This is a genomic window from Butyrivibrio sp. NC2002, from assembly GCF_000702265.1.
Lineage (GTDB): Bacteria > Bacillota > Clostridia > Lachnospirales > Lachnospiraceae > Butyrivibrio.
The window spans coordinates 63,086-81,708 of sequence record NZ_JNKZ01000010.1; the positions used below are offsets into that span (position 1 = coordinate 63,086).

General features: G+C 41.5%; 17 protein-coding genes. 6 read left to right on the forward strand and 11 right to left on the reverse strand.

Translation table 11 applies throughout. From position 1 onward, the window contains the following. Positions 1 to 57 precede the first annotated feature (57 nt). The 5 genes from sdaAB to T543_RS06105 all read left to right on the forward strand — a co-directional run bounded on the left by sdaAB (position 58) and on the right by T543_RS06105 (position 4,674). Complete coding sequence (gene sdaAB, locus T543_RS06085) at positions 58 to 717, forward strand: L-serine ammonia-lyase, iron-sulfur-dependent subunit beta (RefSeq protein WP_035767001.1); 660 nt, start codon at positions 58 to 60, stop codon at positions 715 to 717. A 48-nt stretch (positions 718 to 765) separates the two neighbouring features. After that, entirely contained in the window at positions 766 to 1,635 is an 870-nt protein-coding gene (gene sdaAA / locus T543_RS06090) for an L-serine ammonia-lyase, iron-sulfur-dependent, subunit alpha (RefSeq protein WP_035766801.1), read from the forward strand. Positions 1,636 to 1,729: 94 nt separating this feature from the next. Then, positions 1,730 to 3,775, forward strand: a complete 2,046-nt coding sequence (locus T543_RS06095) for a HelD family protein (RefSeq protein ID WP_035766803.1) — start codon at positions 1,730 to 1,732, stop codon at positions 3,773 to 3,775. Positions 3,776 to 3,878: 103 nt separating this feature from the next. Next, positions 3,879 to 4,079: a hypothetical protein gene (locus T543_RS06100; RefSeq protein WP_035766804.1), complete on the forward strand. Its 201-nt coding sequence runs from the start codon at positions 3,879 to 3,881 to the stop codon at positions 4,077 to 4,079. Between the two features lie 196 nt (positions 4,080 to 4,275). After that, the gene (locus T543_RS06105) at positions 4,276 to 4,674 is read left to right on the forward strand and encodes a hypothetical protein (RefSeq protein ID WP_035766806.1); all 399 of its coding nucleotides are present in this window, start codon (positions 4,276 to 4,278) and stop codon (positions 4,672 to 4,674) included. A gap of 110 nt (positions 4,675 to 4,784) precedes the next feature. Here T543_RS06105 and T543_RS06110 read toward each other — a convergent pair whose 3' ends face one another. Further along, positions 4,785 to 6,731, reverse strand: coding sequence for a beta-L-arabinofuranosidase domain-containing protein (locus T543_RS06110; RefSeq protein WP_051638586.1), 1,947 nt, complete (start codon positions 6,729 to 6,731; stop codon positions 4,785 to 4,787). Between the two features lie 193 nt (positions 6,732 to 6,924). Here T543_RS06110 and T543_RS06115 point away from each other — a divergent pair, with 193 nt between their 5' ends. Further along, the gene (locus T543_RS06115) at positions 6,925 to 8,277 is read left to right on the forward strand and encodes an MATE family efflux transporter (protein WP_035766810.1); all 1,353 of its coding nucleotides are present in this window, start codon (positions 6,925 to 6,927) and stop codon (positions 8,275 to 8,277) included. Between the two features lie 62 nt (positions 8,278 to 8,339). Here the strand turns inward: T543_RS06115 and T543_RS06120 are convergent, their stop codons facing one another. The 10 genes from T543_RS06120 to T543_RS15155 form a co-directional block, all read right to left on the reverse strand. Next, complete coding sequence (locus tag T543_RS06120) at positions 8,340 to 8,984, reverse strand: MBL fold metallo-hydrolase (RefSeq protein WP_035766811.1); 645 nt, start codon at positions 8,982 to 8,984, stop codon at positions 8,340 to 8,342. A gap of 85 nt (positions 8,985 to 9,069) precedes the next feature. Then, the gene (locus T543_RS15150) at positions 9,070 to 10,161 is read right to left on the reverse strand and encodes a GTP pyrophosphokinase (RefSeq protein WP_051638587.1); all 1,092 of its coding nucleotides are present in this window, start codon (positions 10,159 to 10,161) and stop codon (positions 9,070 to 9,072) included. A gap of 129 nt (positions 10,162 to 10,290) precedes the next feature. Continuing rightward, complete coding sequence (locus tag T543_RS16450) at positions 10,291 to 10,680, reverse strand: PspC domain-containing protein (protein WP_081829980.1); 390 nt, start codon at positions 10,678 to 10,680, stop codon at positions 10,291 to 10,293. A gap of 199 nt (positions 10,681 to 10,879) precedes the next feature. Next, entirely contained in the window at positions 10,880 to 11,458 is a 579-nt protein-coding gene (locus tag T543_RS06135) for a hypothetical protein (RefSeq protein ID WP_035766814.1), read from the reverse strand. Between the two features lie 183 nt (positions 11,459 to 11,641). Continuing rightward, positions 11,642 to 12,772, reverse strand: coding sequence for an SLC13 family permease (locus tag T543_RS06140; RefSeq protein WP_081829971.1), 1,131 nt, complete (start codon positions 12,770 to 12,772; stop codon positions 11,642 to 11,644). A 9-nt stretch (positions 12,773 to 12,781) separates the two neighbouring features. Continuing rightward, complete coding sequence (locus tag T543_RS06145; RefSeq protein WP_035766816.1) at positions 12,782 to 13,564, reverse strand: histidine phosphatase family protein; 783 nt, start codon at positions 13,562 to 13,564, stop codon at positions 12,782 to 12,784. Positions 13,565 to 13,609: 45 nt separating this feature from the next. After that, positions 13,610 to 14,647, reverse strand: coding sequence for a hypothetical protein (locus T543_RS06150; RefSeq protein WP_035766818.1), 1,038 nt, complete (start codon positions 14,645 to 14,647; stop codon positions 13,610 to 13,612). Beyond that, entirely contained in the window at positions 14,640 to 15,269 is a 630-nt protein-coding gene (locus tag T543_RS06155; protein WP_242839486.1) for an RNA polymerase sigma factor, read from the reverse strand. The genes T543_RS06150 and T543_RS06155 overlap by 8 nt, the downstream gene beginning before the upstream one ends. Positions 15,270 to 15,275: 6 nt before the next feature. After that, the gene (locus T543_RS06160; protein ID WP_242839487.1) at positions 15,276 to 16,988 is read right to left on the reverse strand and encodes a vWA domain-containing protein; all 1,713 of its coding nucleotides are present in this window, start codon (positions 16,986 to 16,988) and stop codon (positions 15,276 to 15,278) included. 186 nt (positions 16,989 to 17,174) lie between these two features. Continuing rightward, complete coding sequence (locus tag T543_RS15155; protein ID WP_051638588.1) at positions 17,175 to 18,566, reverse strand: sensor domain-containing diguanylate cyclase; 1,392 nt, start codon at positions 18,564 to 18,566, stop codon at positions 17,175 to 17,177. Positions 18,567 to 18,623 lie beyond the last annotated feature (57 nt).

Genomic DNA, 18,623 nt, shown 5'->3' on the forward strand with positions numbered 1-18,623 from the left:
AAAGGATCATCCCTACTTGTGATATTTAATTAAATTTTGAAAGGATCATATCCGGATATGAATATATTCGACATAGTCGGACCTGTTATGGTGGGACCCTCAAGTTCTCACACTGCAGGTGCTGTAAAAATAGGAAATACATGCTATAAGCTGATGGGCGAAAAAATTGTAAATGCAGACATTTTTCTTCACGGATCATTCTTAAAAACAGGCGCAGGCCACGGCACAGACCGGGCAATTGTCGCAGGGCTCATGGGCTTTTTGGTGGATGATATGAGGATCTCCGAAAGCTTTGAGTTAGCAAATAGCTATGGGCTTAAATTCACGATAAACGGCGCCGATCTGGGAAATGTACATCCCAATTCAGTTAAGCTTCTTCTCACCGGAATAAGTGGCAGAAAACTGGAAATAATAGCTGCTTCCATTGGTGGCGGCAGGATAAGGATCTGTGAAATAGACGGGATCGCAGTTAATTTTTCAGGTGAAAGCCCGACTCTCATCGTGCATAATCTCGATCAGCCGGGACATGTCAAAGAGGTTGCCGGAATACTTGAACAGAAGGCCGTAAACGTGGCAACTATGCAGCTGTACAGAAAGAGTCGCGGAGGCGAAGCTGTAATGGTACTTGAATGTGATCAGGAAATACCCATAGATGCAATCAGATCCCTTGAAAAGATCGAGGGCATAATCAACGTAACTTATTTAAGCCACAAATGATCACAGCTAAATTATCGAAAAAAGCATGACAGGAGTAACACGATATAAATGTATGAATCAATATCAGCAATAATCGAAGATGAAAAAAAGACCTCTCTTCCCTTCTGGAAGCTTATCCAGAGGGATGACTGCATAGAGCGTGACGTCAGTGAAGAAGAATCCTTTGAAAGCATGAAGAAGATGTATCTGACTATGAAAGACTGCGTGAAAAATTATGATCCAACCCTTCACAGCAACAGTTCTCTCGTAGGCGGAGAAGCAGTCCTTCTAAGGAAATACATAGAAAGCGGCAAGCTTTTATCCGGGGACTTCATAGGTCAGGTCATGGAAAAAGCGCTTATGGTGGCAGAATCCAATGCCTGCATGAGAAGGATCGTTGCAGCACCCACCGCAGGATCCTGCGGCGTTGTTCCGGCAGTTTTCATCTCATTGCAGGAAAAGCTTCAGATATCTGATGAAGAAATGACCAAAGCCCTCTACGTCGCTGCAGGTGTCGGCGGAGTAATTGCGATAAAAGCATCACTTTCAGGTGCTGAAGGCGGATGTCAGGCAGAAATAGGCTCTGCATCTTCAATGGCGGCTGCAGGAATGTGCTACCTGCTGGGTGGAAACAGTGACCAGATCGCAAATGCCGCGGCTCTTGCGCTTAAAAACCTCCTTGGGCTTGCCTGCGATCCTGTTGCGGGACTTGTCGAAATCCCCTGCGTAAAAAGGAACGTATGCGGTGCGGTAAATGCCGTGACCAGCGCAGAACTTACAATGGCGGGCATCTCATCCAAAATCCCCGCAGATGAAGTATTTGAAGCAATGCACAACATAAGCAGAACCATGAGCGATACCATAAAGGAAACAGCTACGGGCGGCCTCGCCACCACTCCCACCGGAAAAGAAATTGCAGCAAGGTTGAGCAGATCATGAACTCTTTTCCTTTTTGCGTTCATGAAATCGTGTTATACTGAAAAGATACTTTAGAGAAAAAAGTAATATTTTTTGCTGTAATAAAGGAATAACTATGGAAAAAGAAGTATTTGAAAAAGAACAGGCTCACCTGTCAAAAACCTACAAAAGACTCCTTGAAATGAAGGAAGAGATCGAATCTCAGATCGCTGCCCTCGATGAAAAGGCTCTTGATGATAAAAACGATATGCGCGATAATATGCGTTTTGACTACGCAGATATCGAGACAACCATGGAGACGCTGGCAGAGCTTGAAGTATGGAACAGGTATATCGATACCTATAACGTAGAGAGCGATTCTCTTGGAAAGCGCTTAAAAACAGTTAATAAGCTGTTGGAGTCACCATATTTTGCAAAGATACAGCTTCAGTTTGATCCTTCCGAGGAACCGGAAAGCTATTATATAGGCCGTGCCGCAATATCAGAAAACGGCTACGATCAAATGGTTGTCGACTGGAGATCTCCCATTGCCGAAGTGTATTACAATCAGGAAACAGGACACACTCACTATACCGTTGAGGATAGAGAGATCCCCGTTGATCTGCAGCTTAGAAGACAGTTTGACATAGAAAAAGAAAAGCTTATCTCCTATTTTGATACTCAGATCGCAATTGAAGATCCAATGCTTTTGCAGTCCCTGTCTCAGACACACTCTGACAAAATGAAGGCCATAACTGCTACAATTCAGAAGGAGCAGAACACCGTGATCCGCTATCCCGATATGCCTTTCCTTCTGGTAAATGGTATTGCAGGCAGCGGAAAAACCTCGGTCCTTTTGCAGCGCATAGCCTATCTGTTCTATCAAAAGAGAAAAACCTTAAGACCCGATCAGGTATGCCTTATGACCTTGAACCCAGTGTTCAGGGACTATATTGACAACGTCCTTCCGGATCTTGGTGAGACCAATCCTCTCACCCTCACCTGGCAGGAATTTATGGAAATGGTCAATGTTCCCTTTACAAGTGAGGAATTTGATTACACAGAAGAAAAGAGCCTTAAAAAAATCCATAAAGCCCTTCCGGATCTTGTTCCTGAAGTCGATGATTTCTTCGATATAAGACAAAAAGACAAGCTCGTACTTACAAAAAATGAGGTGTTCTCTGTAGTCAAAAAATTCAGTCAGTTCCCTATGGGTGTCAGACTGATGCAGACCGTATCAGATGAACTCGAAGTAAGGGCAAAGAATGCGCTTCATAACATGGATCATGATGAGAGTGACTCCTCAGGCGTTGCCAAATCAGATTCTGCTGAAAACAACCGAATAGAAAATGATTATGGCGGAGCACTTCGCGAGATCAAGCACTGCAGCTGGATCAACATCATGCATGTTGCAAAGAGGATTCTTGGAACACCCCAGATAACAGCTGCTGAGTGGCTATACACCAAGATGGAGCTGTCAGGCGAATGTGACCGCAACATGAAATACATAATGGTCGATGAGGTGCAGGATTACACCATGGCACAGATGATGGTGTTTAAAAAATACTTCCCCAATGCCCGTTTCATGCTGCTTGGCGATGAGTTCCAGGCTATAAGGGAAGGTACCGTAACATTTGCACAGCTTGCTGATATGGCAAAGGAAGACAAAAAAGAATTCGTGGAGCTTCCTCTTATGACTAGTTACAGAAGTTCACCGGAAATTACCGCCATGTTCTCTTCCATTCTTCCCGAAAAGAAGAAAATGATGGTATCATCCGTAAAACGTCCCGGAGAAGAGGTATCCGTAAAGGTTTGCAGCTCAGATAAAGAGTATATTGAAGCTCTTAAGGATCAGATAGCAGAATATGAGAAAATGGACGGGTTGACCGCTGTAATCTGCAGAAATCAGTACACCTGCGAAAAAATATCAGCTGATCTTAAAGACAGTTCACCAAAAGTAATTGCTGAAGATGATACTCTCCCTAAAAGCGGAGCATTCATCATAGAGCTGACACTTGCAAAGGGACTTGAATTCGATCACGTTATTCTTGCAGATGCTACACCGGAATCATATCCGGATGATGAGCTCGGAAACCACTGTCTGTATACCGCAATGTCGCGTGCTACAGGGCATCTTGCGCTCCTTGCCAATGGAAAGCTTGCAGAAAATATCAAGCATTAACACAATGCTTTAAATATTTTCATAAAAAAATCACTGATTTGCGTTGCATATTTGGTCTCTGATGCATATATATTAATGTATTATTTATGAGGAGGATAAAAAAATGAACAACGAAATAATAAATGAAAACGAACGCCTTACAGATGAGGCACTTGATGATGTTTCCGGCGGAGCCGGTGCTAAGAATTCAGGAAACAAGGTTGTAACCGGATATTGTCCTTTTTGCAAAACCAATAGGACTATCGCCGTTTATTCCGGTACCAGAGGTCGTTGCAAAACCTGCAAACAACCCGTAGAAATTTGATCCACGAGGATGCGCACTCGCGCGAAAGGAATATGTTGCATTCTGCAACCGCGCTCGGCGCGAGAATGTCGCGAGCGACATTCTTTTCTTATCGATTGGTGGATATTTTATAAACTTTTTATGACAAACATACATGTTCTAATATAAAATAAATATATGGAATAAATTCCAAATACTGTTTTCAGGGGGGCTTCATATGGTTTGGACTTTTATAGTAGCGGGATTTGTTGTAATTATTTTAGCTACAGCACTTTTGCATGCGTATACCGTGGCCGGTGCAATGCTTGTACTTCTGTGGATAGCCAACATTATTCATTATGTAAAAGCAAAGAAAGTTATTGCATCTGAAATGGTATGCCCGAAATGCGGAAGCAGTAATGTGACAGTAAGAGATCAGGATGGTGATAAGAAAACTACATTGACCAAAACGTCACATATCATTCCTCAGATCGGTACCTGTCAGGATTGCGGTAATGAATACCAGCATGTTCCGATCGAAGAAATTGAGAAGCAGCAAAAAAGGGCAACAGGTGGTGTTTCCATCGTTACACTTTGCCTTATTATCTATGTGATCATGTATTTCTACGCGAGATAAAAATTTTATAAGCACAGGCTTGGCGGCGCAATTCGCTTCATGCCATGAATTACCACGAATCTAAAATGACTTCTTGAACGAAAAAAAGCATTCAAGAAGTCATTATTCATTTATTCAAATGTCCAATATATGCCGTAGCTTTCGGTGTATTGGTTGTAATGAGTTGTGAAAACAAGTTTTCTGTCTGTTCCGGTGAGGTCGAATTCCATCTCGCCATCTCTCTTTATCAGATACTTATCTATATTGGCGATGAAATCGTCTACTGTTTTTTCTGAAGTGACTTTGACAATATCATTTTCCACGCTCTTTTCGGCAGATACGCTCACCCTTACTCCGTGAGATGTTTCGCTCATTTTGGCATTGCCAAGTCTTGCTGAGAGTACATAAGGTCCATAGATAAATGCATAGGTATTTGGGCCATCCTTAAGATTTGAAACGGTTATTCCCATGGGCAGTTTTGCGGTTATTTCTCCGCCTTCCCTGATCATTTCTGCAGGAATAACGTAGAATCCATCCTGTTTTTCGAGAGATATCCTGCTCTCTCCTATCGAAAACTCTGCTTCATTTTTGAGCCATGAAGGGATCATGAGATAAAAATCATCACTAACTGTTTTTCCTTCTACGGGCTTTACAGATATTTTCACCATATCTGACTTAGTAAGATCACAGTCAAGAGTCAGCTCGTAATCATCTGTTTTTAGCTCTGATGCGATGTACAAGGTAACTGCAAGTTTATTTTGAGCCTTGTAGTATATACCTCTCTGAAGCTTGGTGAAATTCTCGTATCCTGTTCCGGTGCAGCACCAGAAATTGTCATCCAGGTTGTTGAATACCTTATGATATCCGGTTGCCATAGGCTGAAAATATGTAGTAAATCCGCTTTCATGGTTCTGTGAAGCCATTATTGCATTTATCAGAGTGCGCTCTGAATAGTCTATATACTTCTTTTTACCGGTTGCTCCGAACAGTCTTCTTGAGAACTTCAACATATTGTAGGTATTGCAGGTCTCGTTGTTTACATTGGTCCTCTCTTTATCAAGGATATTGTCCTCGCCAAAGTGCTCATCCTCACTGTTTCCGCCCGTTACATAGGTATGTTTGTCGACAACCATATCCCAGAAGGCTTCCGCATATTCAAGGTATTTATCCTCGCCCTCAACGGCATCATATCTTGCAAAAGCACCTATAAATTTAGGGATTGTGGTATTTGCGTGTACGTTGTTAAGAAGGTCCTTCTTACCGGTTAATATCTTCTCAAACAATGCAACATCATCAAAGCTGTGAGCTGCATTCTTGAATCTCTCGTATTCCTTGTAATACAGATCACTTCCGCTCTTTTCAAGATCCCTGTTTATCTCATACAGTTCGTAGAGGCAGTCATTTATTCCACCGTATTCTATTCCGAGAACTGTTTTCTGTGTTTCCTCTGACCAGCCTTCTGTTCTGTTTGCGATCCATTTTCCAAGGTCGTTTGCAATCTCAAGTGCCACTTCAGAGCCTGCTATCGCAAATGCTGCATTAAGGCCTGTAAGTATCTTGTGCATTGTATACCACGGCACCCATGCCTCGTTAAATAGGTGGCTAAGTCCCTTCTCCACGTTGTCAAACTGAAGGACAGGATTCTTCCTGAATTCTTCAGTAGGCATAGCTGCAGCAAAGATATAGCCTTCATAAGGCGTACCAACTGTCAGCTTCTGACACTCTCTTATAGATGTAAGGATATAATCAAGGCGCTCTCTTACCTTAACAGCCTCATCCTCTGACAACGCAGGATTCCCTACTGCCTGCGCAAGTGCTGTGATATAGTGACCCATGGTATGACCTCCAATAAGTCCGTCTTCCCACATTCCACCGTAGCGGCTCTTTCCCTTCATAAATTTAGTGATCTCTTCGCTGCTCATTCCTGCTATAACTCCGGCGGTATCCCGAAATCCCGCAAGAAGTCTGTCTGCATCAAGAAGCAGCATATTTTTTACATCCAGATGAAATGCTTCATCGTAATACTTGTCGGTAACCTTCACTTTATTGAATTCTACCAATGTCCATTTTTTGCTCATTTTCCCTCTCCGTTCTCTGTTGGCCATAGTGTTGTTTCCCGGCCGTTTTGATATTCCCAAGGTTATCATTTTGAATCCTCACTGAAAATAGGACAAAGAAAGAATAGGTGTCATTTTTCCACATCTTTAAAATTGTAATTGACCGGCAATTAATGTATGATATTCTTCGTTGTCTTTAAAGAGGAAAATTTAAATGGAAAAAATACAATCAGATAAAAATTTAATGACTGAGGGCTCTGTATCAGCTAAGATAATAGGCTTTGCAGTGCCTCTTCTTTTAGGAAATCTGTTTCAACAGCTCTATAACACTGTTGACTCTCTTATAGTTGGTAATTTCCTTGGAAGCGAGGCTCTGGCTGCTGTCAGCACCGCAGGAAACCTGATATTCTTCATGATAGGTTTTGTTATCGGTCTCTCTCAGGGTGCAGGTGTTGTTATCGCGCATTATATCGGCGCTAAGGATTCAAAAACAACCGAAATTGCTGTACACACTACTGTTGCCCTTGGATTATTCTGCAGCGTCGCCCTGACACTTGCAGGTGTCATTTTGGCACCTCAAATACTTATTCTGATGGGAACTCCGGATACTGTATTATCTCAGTCAATAGGCTACTTCAGAGTATATTTCGCGGGCGGAACCTGCTTTGTAATGTACAATATCTTTGTTGCTATCTTGCAGGCTGCTGGTGACAGTAAGCATCCGCTCCATTATCTTATAATATCTTCAGTGATCAACATTGTGCTTGATATACTCTTTATCAGATATCTTGGATTTGGTGTTGAAGGAGCAGCCCTAGCCACCGTCATCGCGCAGGGTGTATCGGTAGTTTTGTGCTGCGCACGGCTCATGAGAACCGAAGATGATTACAAGCTTGTCTGGTCAAAAGTAAGATTCCACAAGGACACACTTGTAAAGATCATAAACTACGGTCTTCCGTCGGGATTTCAGAACTCGATCATCGGTTTTGCCAATGTGGTGGTTCAGTCACACATCAACTATTTTGGAGAAATGGCTATGGCCGGTGCCGGTGCTTATGCCAAGATTGAAGGTTTTGCTTTCCTCCCGATAACAAGCTTCACAATGGCGCTTACAACATTTGTAAGCCAGAATATCGGTGCCGGAAAATACGACAGAGTAAGAAAAGGCTCTATATTCGGCACAATCTGTTCCGTTTCTATAGCAGAGCTGATTGGCGTCATTATCTACATTTTTGCTCCAACCTTCATAGCTGCCTTTGACAAAACAAGCGCGGTAATAAATTTTGGAACAGAAAGAGCAAGGATCTGCGCTCTCTTCTACTTCCTTTTATCATTTTCGCATGTTATGTCCTCGATCCTTCGCGGAGCCGGACATTCTGTTGTGCCTATGATAATCATGATGGTATGCTGGTGCATTATAAGAGTCTCTATCCTTATGGTTTCGAGTCTCTTTGTCAGGGATTTAAATATCGTAAACAGTGTATATCCCATCACCTGGGCTCTTTCATCAATCTGTTTTTGCATCTACTTCAAGATCAGCAAGGTATTGCAGCCAAAAGCGACCTGATCTTATCTAAAGCACAAAAAACGGACGTGGATTTTTATAATCCTTCGCCCGTTTTATTTTAATTATTTAAAATATTGTATTTTCTCAACTACCTTCACAGGACTTTTAACAAGTTCCTTGAAAGCTCTTCCGTCTTCTTCTTTTCCGACGATATTGCCGTAATGAGTGGGAATTACATACTCAGGTCTTATAGTGTTGATAAGGTCGGCTGCTTTCTTTACATCCATAGTGTAGGTTCCGCCTATGGGTACCAGAGCCACATCACACTTAACCTTTTTTGCTTCCTTGGTAACCCCTGTATCTCCGGCGATATAGATTCGCTTTCCATCAATTTTCAGGATATAGCCAACCCATTCTGCCCTTTTGGGGTGAAAAGGTTTAATGTTGTTGTACGCGGGAACCGTCTTTATCTCAAGTCCGTTTATTTCCTTGAACATTCCCGGCTTTACTGAAATGATGCTCTTAACTTCCCTCTCAAGTTCTCTTGCATCTTCCACCATACTCTCCGGAACGACAAGTATAGTTGACTCTTTTAACACTTTTCTGATGTCTTCTGCGGAGTAATGATCCGAATGTGGATGAGTTATCATGATATAATCAGCATCATGCTTCTCCTCCCTAATCTGAAATGGATCAATGTAGATTGTTCCGACGTGATCAGTAATCCTGATGCTGCTGTGAGTATAAACCTCGATGTTATCTATCATTCTTTTCCCCCCTAGAAAAAAATATCTAAGATAATAATACCATTTTTATAGGAAACTGTGGAACAAAGTATAGTATCACGACATTCTACGCAATGCTCATGTGAGTTACAGCAGTCGGTCTGAATTCTTCGCGAAGGCTGATGATGATATTGGCGTTATTTTCAGCTTTCTTCCTATCCTCAAAGAAATTGTAATAGATATCTTCTATCTCCTCTTTGGAATAATTGCTCCAAACCATCTTTGCTCTGCAAATATAAAAGAGAGCTGCGTTAGAAGTAATCTCTTCAAGGTCTGAATACTTAAGAGCATGCTCAAGCAGGATCATTACATGATAATGCTGCTCTTCAACAAGAGCATGAAGGTCACCTAATGTTTCAAGACCAAGCTGTCCAAGCAAAGGAAGATATCCTTCCGCGCCTACGTGAACAACTTTTCCGCATGTCATGGAAGCCATCTCATCATAGAGCCCGGTGATAGCCTGGCTATGCTCCATAAATGTATTTAAAGTATGAGTATCTAAAGTCATATCTCCAGCAGAATCTGTACGAATTCTCTCAAGAGTCTCGTTTTCATATCTGCTAAGTGAATTCTTTATATTTTCAAAAGAATCATCTGCGATTTCAAGAAGTCCTGCTATACGCGCAAACTCGCGGCGTACTTCTCTTGGTATCTCAAGAAAAGTCTTATAACCAAGGTCATGCTCAATTTCTGCCCAGGCATGCTGAAGCATAGTCCTAAGCTGGATCTCAAACTTAAGATTGGCAATTTCCTCCGGATAGCCCTTGTCTTTTCTAAGGGTGCAGATCATGTGAAGAGACACGTAGCCAAATGAATTTGCGGACATAGACATACGCTTATCATCTGAATTCTCTGTATCTACATCAAAGACACGTCTTACTAGATCAGCTGCCTCATCCACGTTGGACAAAAAATAGCAGACAATACGGATACCCAGAATATCCGTAAGATCAGATACTTTTGAATAGCGATCGGGCTTCTTTAAAAGCTTTCCCTCTACAGACTGCCAGCTCTTTATTCTGTGCGGAAGCTGCATGATATCCAGACGGGCATGGGAAAGCTCCTGCTCAAGCTGCTCTACAGCTATCTTTTCTACCTCTTTATATTTTAAAATGATCTCTTCATAATTCTGTTTTTGAATTTGTAATTTCAGGTTCATATCGTTTTCTTCGCAGTTTTATCTATTTTAGTTTTTTATTTAATAAAACTATAACTTATGATGTCCAACAAATGTCCAACACAAAACAGAGCTCTCCGATTCATATCGGAAAGCCCTGTTTTTATTCGATCATCTGTTATTTTCTTCGTATTTGGAAGGATCAAAACCAATTGGCTGATCAGAAATCTCTTCAACCGGTCTGTAGTCTACATCAACGTAGTCTTCTTTATTTATCTTTACATCCTTGTATGATACAGGTCTTTCCTTCGCATCAATATAATTCTCATCGCTTCCGTAACCTGTATAGGTCTCATCTTCGATCTGCTCTCTCTCATCAGCATCGTCAAGAATAAATGCAAGGATGAAATATACCCAGATACTTGTTCCCCAGGCAAATGCCAAAACTGCCCATACTATTCTTACCAGAGTCGGATCTATCCCAAAGTATTGGGCAATTCCTCCGCACACACCACATATTTTTTTGTCTCTGGATTTGCAAAGTCTCCGTTTACTCGCCATTTTAATACCCTCCATACGCGTTCTCCTTCAATTCGTTTTTTATTTTATCATATATTGGAATAATATTAGAATATAGAATAAGCTTTGCCAAAAGAATTTCTCTATTTCCCGAAATTTGCAAAAAAAGAGTTCACATTAAAATCGCAGGTGATCATCCGGTGATCACCTGCGCCCTCGTAATAATTCGCTATCCCATAATTTATTTAAGTGTGTCGAGTACCATATCGAATGCTACGCTCTCGTCCATGTCATAAGCATCATATATGGTTCCATCCTCATCTACAAGGAAAGAATCAGCATCTTCATCCTCGAGATGGAAGTGATAACCGAATTCCTTATCTTCGATCAGCATCTTAGAATACTCGCGTCCGTCTTCTGTTGTTCCATCCTCTGTAGTAAATTCGCCGTAGTAGGTATTTCCGAGCTTCTGAACAACAGCTACCGGTACCCCTGCATTTTTGAATATAGCCATCATAAGATCATTCTCAGGATCCTTGATGTAAAGACCACCCATGTAAACAAGGTCTGCCTTCATTGCTTCAAGCTCTTCCTCGGGTGTTCTAATCTCGTCCCCGTCAGCTTCTGCTGCATCAGCAGCTTCATCTAACGCTTCCTCAACATCACTGCTTACCTGTTCCACAGCATCTTCTGCTATTTCACCTGCCTGTGCAACAGCCTCTTCGTTTACTTCTACCGATTCTGTCTTACCACATCCTACAAGAGACATAACTGTTATTGCAGCTGCAGTAGCTAAGGTTATCATTGCATTTCTTTTCATTCCACTTTCTCCTCTTATATTATGTATTGGCACGATTGCTCCGCAATCCTGCCCTATCGGTCGGAACCATTCCAAATCATGACTTCGTCATGATGGTTCCTCCCTCACAGAAAAGTATTATTTTGTTCCCCTTCTCTGAAAGAGATAATAACAGTGCATGTCCAACAAATGTCCAACAAGATGTCAAAAAATAATATGAAAAAGTGAAAGGACTACCAAAAACAGGAAATTTACTGCTGTAAATAAGAGAATATATTTACCGGTTTTATCCTTGTAATCATTAGTATATGCCTTAAATGAGATAAGGCTTGCCATGGAAGCAATAAGCGTTCCAAGGCCTCCGACATTCACTCCAATAAGAAGCTCTCTGTAATCACTCACATAATCAGATAGAAGAAGTGTCGCCGGAACATTACTGATAAACTGACTGGTAACAATCGCCGTAACAAATTCTCTTCCCTGTACGATACTTTGCAGAATATTCCTCACACTGCCTATCTTCCCCATGTTTCCGGTAAATATGAAAAATCCGATAAACGTAAGAAGCAATATGTAATCTGCACGAAGCAGGATCTTGCCATCTAAAACTGCAACAGTTATAAATATGACAAGGAGCATAAGCCAAAAAGGAATGATCCTAAGCACGGTAAGAAGCGCAACTGCAAACAAGACCGAATAGATCACTACCTGCAGAGTACTGCCAAATCCTTTTACTATATTGTAATCTTCGGTTCTGTCTTCCAGTTTTTTATCTTTTCCCGGAAGGAAAAATATCGATATCCCAAGCATAAGCGCAGCCAGGACTGTGTAAGGAAGCATGCAGGATACAAATTCCTTAATCCCCATACCTGTAATTCCGTACAGATAGAGGTTCTGCGGGTTTCCTATAGGTGTCATCATACTTCCGAGATTGGCCGCAACGGTCTGAAGTACGATCACAGGGATCATCATATCCTCTCTTTTGCAGTTATGGAGCGTCATAAGCGCAAAGGGAACAAAAGTGATAAGTGCTACGTCATTGGTTATAAACATGCTTGAAATAAAGCATATAAATATAAGAGCAGCCGCAACCTGCCAGCCTTTCGAGACTCTCTTAAGTAGTGCTTCGCCTATCTTCTCAAATACTGAATTCTCTCTAAATCCCTGCACTACTACCATCAGTCCCCATAATATTCCAAGAGATCTGAAGTCTATGTATTTGATATATTCTTTGCCGGGATGCACGAAAAATGCGGATATTATAGCAAGAATCCAGGCTGCTATGAGCACCGGATCCGATTTTATTTTTCTGAATATCTTAGTTAATATCTTCATGGTCTTACCTTAGTGCCTTTCATCCTCATTCTCATATTTCTCGCAAAACCTTGCTGAAAATGAAGGCATATCCTGTCCCATAGTAAGATGCGTTATATCTCCGATCCTCAGAGTCCTGAATATCGCAATTCCTTTTTGCCTCTCTTCACTTACAACCTCAGTTACAGAAGTCGGCGCCGCAGCCAGATACTGGAAAAGCGTAAACGGAGATATCTGCCAAAGATATGATAAAAGAACACATGTAATTCCAAAATGGCAGAAAAATGCTACTACTTTATCATTTCCTTCTTTTACTCTGAAAATACGGCCATCTCTTACATATCCATAATCCGCAAGTAATTTCTCAAACTCGGAAACAGCTTCATCATATAGAGGTACCATATTACTGCATTTAACTATTTCCGATTCTCTCCACTTAACAGGATCGAATATATCCTGATGCTGCGCATAATATGAAGGGAGCACATCCCAGAGAATCCTTCCGTCGTATTTTCCGGTCTCCTTATTAAAAACAAGTTCATTTTCATAGGCTTGCCTTGCAGACTCGGACAAATTGGGATCAAATACAGCCGGGAATTCTTTTAGCCATTCATATGTAACTGCCTCTTTTCCGAGCCTTAGTAAACTATATGATGCAGTTTCTTTGGCTCTTCCAAGCGGAGACTGATATACATCATCTATCCCGAATGTGTCTATCATATTAGATAGAAGCATTGCCTCCTTTTTCCCTTTTTCCGTAAGTGCGTCCTTCTCGTAATCTGGGTCGCCGTGCCTTATAAATAATAGTTTCATATTATCCTGGTTCCTTTGGTTTTAGTTCTTCGCAGACTTAAGATTTTAGTTTGCTTTTTCATACCCTGTTATATCAAAATAAGTAAACTGATTTAATGTTTCTTCATACTCAGCCATTGATATCTTATTATCGTTTAGATAAAAGTTGCTGTTTTCATCGTAGCTTTCGCCCTCTGAATCCTCATATTCTACGGACAGCTTGATACTCTCAGTGATATTGCCGTCCATATCATACAGACAAAATTCATTGTACTGTCTTCCGAAATGCGTTGTATCACTATGTCCTATATATATCTGTCCATTTCTGTCAAATAAGCAGACAACATCTGCGGTTCCGTCACCGCCCGTTATAAAATGCAGATCAGATCCATCATTAAAATATATATCATAACCATAGTAAATACAGCTTACGACCAGGTCTTCATAACCGTCGCCATTTATATCCATGCAGTATGCTGAAGGATCCTGTCCTATCTCTGAAATAAGCTCCTCATATCTCTCTTCAAATGTCAGGCCGTCAACCCTGGTTATACCTGCAAGATAATCGCCGCATACATCATTGGATGTTACAACTGCATCAGTTTCTTCAGAATCAGCCGCGTCTTCTGTACTCGCAGGCTCATTTATTACCTTATCTAGTGAAGGTGCATCTCCCTCCAGTGTCTCCTGTTTGTCATACTCATAATTCTCTGTCTCTTCTGCAAGGTCAGAAGCACTTTCTGTCTCTGCCTCATAGGCAGCCTCTTCGGATGCTGATTCCGATTCTGACTCGCTTGGAGCCTCTGTCTCATAAGCGGCCTCTTCAGATGCTGATTCATTCATTCCACCGGGAGCCCTGAATCTTCCGGTAACTACTGCCGCTACCCCGAAAGAAGCGATCAGGATGGCAAATACTGCTGCAATCTGTCCCGCCCTGCGGATCACTAGCTTTATGGACTTCTTGCTTCTGCCTGTATCTATAGGCGTTACATTGGTTTTACTTTGCTCAGCGCTTGCTGTTTCTTTTTCTATATTAGACAAAATGCGCTCTCTCATTTCATCCGTAACTTTTACATTGTCCATGATCTCATTATATTTACTCAAAATCGTATGCCTCCTTAAGAACAGCTTTTAAACTATCTCTGCCTCTCTTAAGGTCTGAGCGCACTGTGGACTCATTCCTTCCAAGAATATCAGCTATATCTTTAGTGGAATAGCCTTCCTCATAATACAAATGGATAACTTCCCTGTATTTTTCAGGTAGTTTCTTTACCGCCTCCCAGACAAAAGACAGGTCTTCTCTGCCACCGGCTACAAGTTCTTCATTTAGTTCATCCGTTTCCCGGAGCTTATTATATGAAATCCTGTTTTTGCTCAGATTTGAAGCCACTTTTATAAGCCATGCCTTTTCATGGGAACTGCTCAAAAAATGCGGCTTTGTTGTAAATACCCTGATAAGTGTTTCCTGCAGGATATCCTCTGCGTCACTCATATTGTGCAGATATGAGTATGCCACCCTTAAAATAGTGTCGCCGTAACTATCAAGGAGCCTTCCCGCTATCTCTTTTGAACAGGAAGACTCCTTGGTAGCGGCACCATCACTTTTTTCGCTCATTCTGACCTGCGCAAATAAACTGATCAGATTGTGAGTGATTTTTTCCTTCATAACTATCAGATCTTCACACAGCAAAATTGAAAAAGTCTGTCTGACAGTAAGTGCCAACATATATTTTTATCCTCTTTTCGCTACCATTCTAACCATCTGATAAAACTCATCCCTATATTCATCTCTTGCCTCCAAAGAAGGATAATTACTGATTATATCCTCAAGTGTTGCTGTCCCCTTATTGTCACTGTCTCTTAAAATCATAGCAAATTCAGCAACAAGAGCTGCAAATTTTATATTTTCTCCGGGATCATCTTTATAAGATAAGTTGTCTATTACTACAGAAACCTGCTCAGATTTGCTCTTTTCAGGCTCTTTATACCTAACGCTTAGTGTAGCATATTCGTCGCCATAATCAAGGTCTTTAGAGTCGCCATACTTAAGATTTATTGCATTTTCACTATCAGCAGGAACAAATTCATAGAGGGCTACAATGCTATGACCTGCGCCGATCTCGCCGCCATCTTTTGAATCATCCGTAAAATCTGCATCAGCCATTACTCTGTTTTCATAGCCAAGGAGTCTGTAGGAATTGACAACTGCCGGGTTGAACTCAACCTGAAGCTTGACATCCTTAGCCACTGTAAGGAGTGTTCCTCCCATCTCATCAACCAATACCTTTTGCGCTTCCAGAACTGAATCTATATATGAGTAATTGCCATTTCCGCAGTCTGCAATGCGCTCCAGGTTATCATCCTTATAGTTCCCATCGCCAAAGCCAAGAACGGAAAGGAAAATGCCGTCATCCTTCTTTTTACTGATAAATTTTTCAAGCTCATCAGGGTCCTGAATGCCCACGTTGAGGTCACCGTCGGTTGCAAGGATAACCCTGTTATTTCCGCCGTCTATATAGTATTTTTTGGCGATCTTGTAAGCCTGCTGTATTCCGCTCTCTCCGTTTGTGCATCCACTTGCGCTGAGGCTGTCTATGGCTTCCTTGATTATTTCCTTGTTTTCCATGCTTTCGCCGCTTAGCACAACTTCTTCTGAACCGGAATATGTAACTATTGAGACTGTTCCGTTACCCGGAAGCTCATCTACAAGCTTATTAAACGACTTCTGCAAAAGAGGAAGCTTATTGGCTTCATCCATCGAGCCGGATACATCTATAAGGAAAACCAGGTTGCTGTCGGGTATTTCTCTAAGGTCAATATCCTGTGTTTTCATTCCTACGAACATAAGCTTATGTTCTTCATTCCAGGGGCAGTTTGATACCTCTGTCGTAAATCCGAATTTGTCGCCTTTTTTGGGTGCATTAAGATCATAAGAAAAATAATTGAGAAACTCCTCTGTTCTTACGGCATCTGCATTTATTTCAGACAGGCTTACGCCATTCTCGATCATCCTTCTGACATTTGCATAAGAAGCCGTATCTACATCGGCAGCAAAGGTAGAAAGGGGAGTTGTTTGAACGAGATTGAATTCATTTTCTTCAATTGACTCATAAGACTCTGTATTATATTCGTGGTCATCATAGGGGAAAGGGCAGTTAAGCGACCTGTCGTATTCGCCAAGGCATTCTCCCTCTATGCAGGCTTCCACCTCACAGTCTTCGCTTGCCGCGCTATCGCAGGTGCTTTCTTCATATGTAACCGGCACATCTCCTTCCACCGGCTCTGTTGCAGCATCAGCCTCTTTTTGTGACATCTGAGGCTCTGTAGCAGCTATATCTTCTTTTACTGCCACTTCACTTGCAGCATCCATGTTGCCACAACCGGATAGCATTCCTGCAGCAATCATCACTGTCATTAATTCTGAAACCACTTTATTATTCTTCATAATTTTATCCTCCAAATGTGTGACTTCTTGCGGGCATTTCCTTTTGCCTTAAAAAGTCGTAGGTTTTTTCGCTTCTAACCTATATACATTTGAGAGGATAAAAATGTTGCAAATATTTCAAAAAAAATTTTTTTATTTAATTAAATAGAGATTTCCCCTATAAGGGCAAGACGTGGTCCTTGATCATCAGTTTTTATCGCCTTTTCGTACTTTTAACTCGGGATGATCTTCATAGAATTTTTGCTTTATCTTATACATTTCCTGATCAGCTTCGTGCATGGCAAATCTGATATCCTCGCCGTGACTTGCATAATATTTTCCTACCGCCGCTGTTATCTGGGCCGGATAGGCTGTTTTTTCACGAATCTCATCTATTAGCCGGGAAAAAATGTCTTCTTTGCAATCAGCGCATATAACAGAAAATTCGTCGCCACCTGCTCTGTATACTTCGAATCCATCAAAAACTGAGGATAGCATTGTAGCCGCTTGCCAAAGCATATGGTCACCTGCTTCATGACCGTTTTCATCGTTCATCTTTTTAAGACCGTTAAGATCTACAAAAGCGACGCCATACGGAGTATCGGTAAGAGCCGAGTTCATGACAAACTCATCAACTCTGTTATTCATGGCATTTCTGTTTTTTACTCCGGTGAGCATGTCGATTTTACTCATGTGCTCAAGATCCAGCAGTAAATTGTGGTTTGCTATCTCGGCTGCAAGGAAAAATGAAGTTAGCTCTATAAGTTCCTTGACTTCTGTCACTCTGCTTGTATCAAAATCGGCAACGTACAGATAACCTATTACTTCATTGTTTTGATATAACGGAATAAAACAAAGACTGTGGACTCCGTCACGTTTAAGAGAATCAGCCCATTCGGGATTTTTCCCGGATAAAACCTCCATATCATATTCATTTGCTATGATCAGGCAATTAGTTTTGTAGGTCATTCTCTTCCATGTTTGGACAACTGAAAAAGGAATTCTTGCTATGACCGCCTTGACTTCATCCTGACTACGTCTGGTAGAATGGCCTCCTATATATGTGACTTTTTTGTTGAATTCATCCACACTAAGAACCACGCATGACTTCGCGCCACATTTTTCAAGCAACTCTTTTACGACAGAATCGATAGCATCCTGAAAAGAATCTGCAGTGCGGAAAACTGCGCAGCTTTTTATGACAGAACTGGCCGTATCAATAGATACATCGCCCATTCTGTCGGGGTCCGGTTTCTTGGTCATTTCATACGTAAACAGGCAATATCCAATATCTTCCCTGTCAGACTCAAGCGGCACATAGAACTGGTCCATCCAATAGCCTATGCCTTTGCCGTCCACGTATGTATGCATCAGCCTGTGCTCAAAAGCTACCGTAGAGACAAAGTATTCAAACTTTCTCTCCTTTTGCACAAGTTCTGAATATATTATTCCGGGATAATATTTTGTCTCAAACTGTTCAATATATCCCTTATTTGCAGCTATAACGCGAATGTCTCCTATGTCTCCCGTTTCAGTTTTTTCAACGGATAAGACACAGCCAACACTCTCTATAGTATCTACACACTTCTGATAATCCATATTGAACCCTTTTTCTTATTATGCACATAGAGAGACCATGAAACCATTAACCGGTCT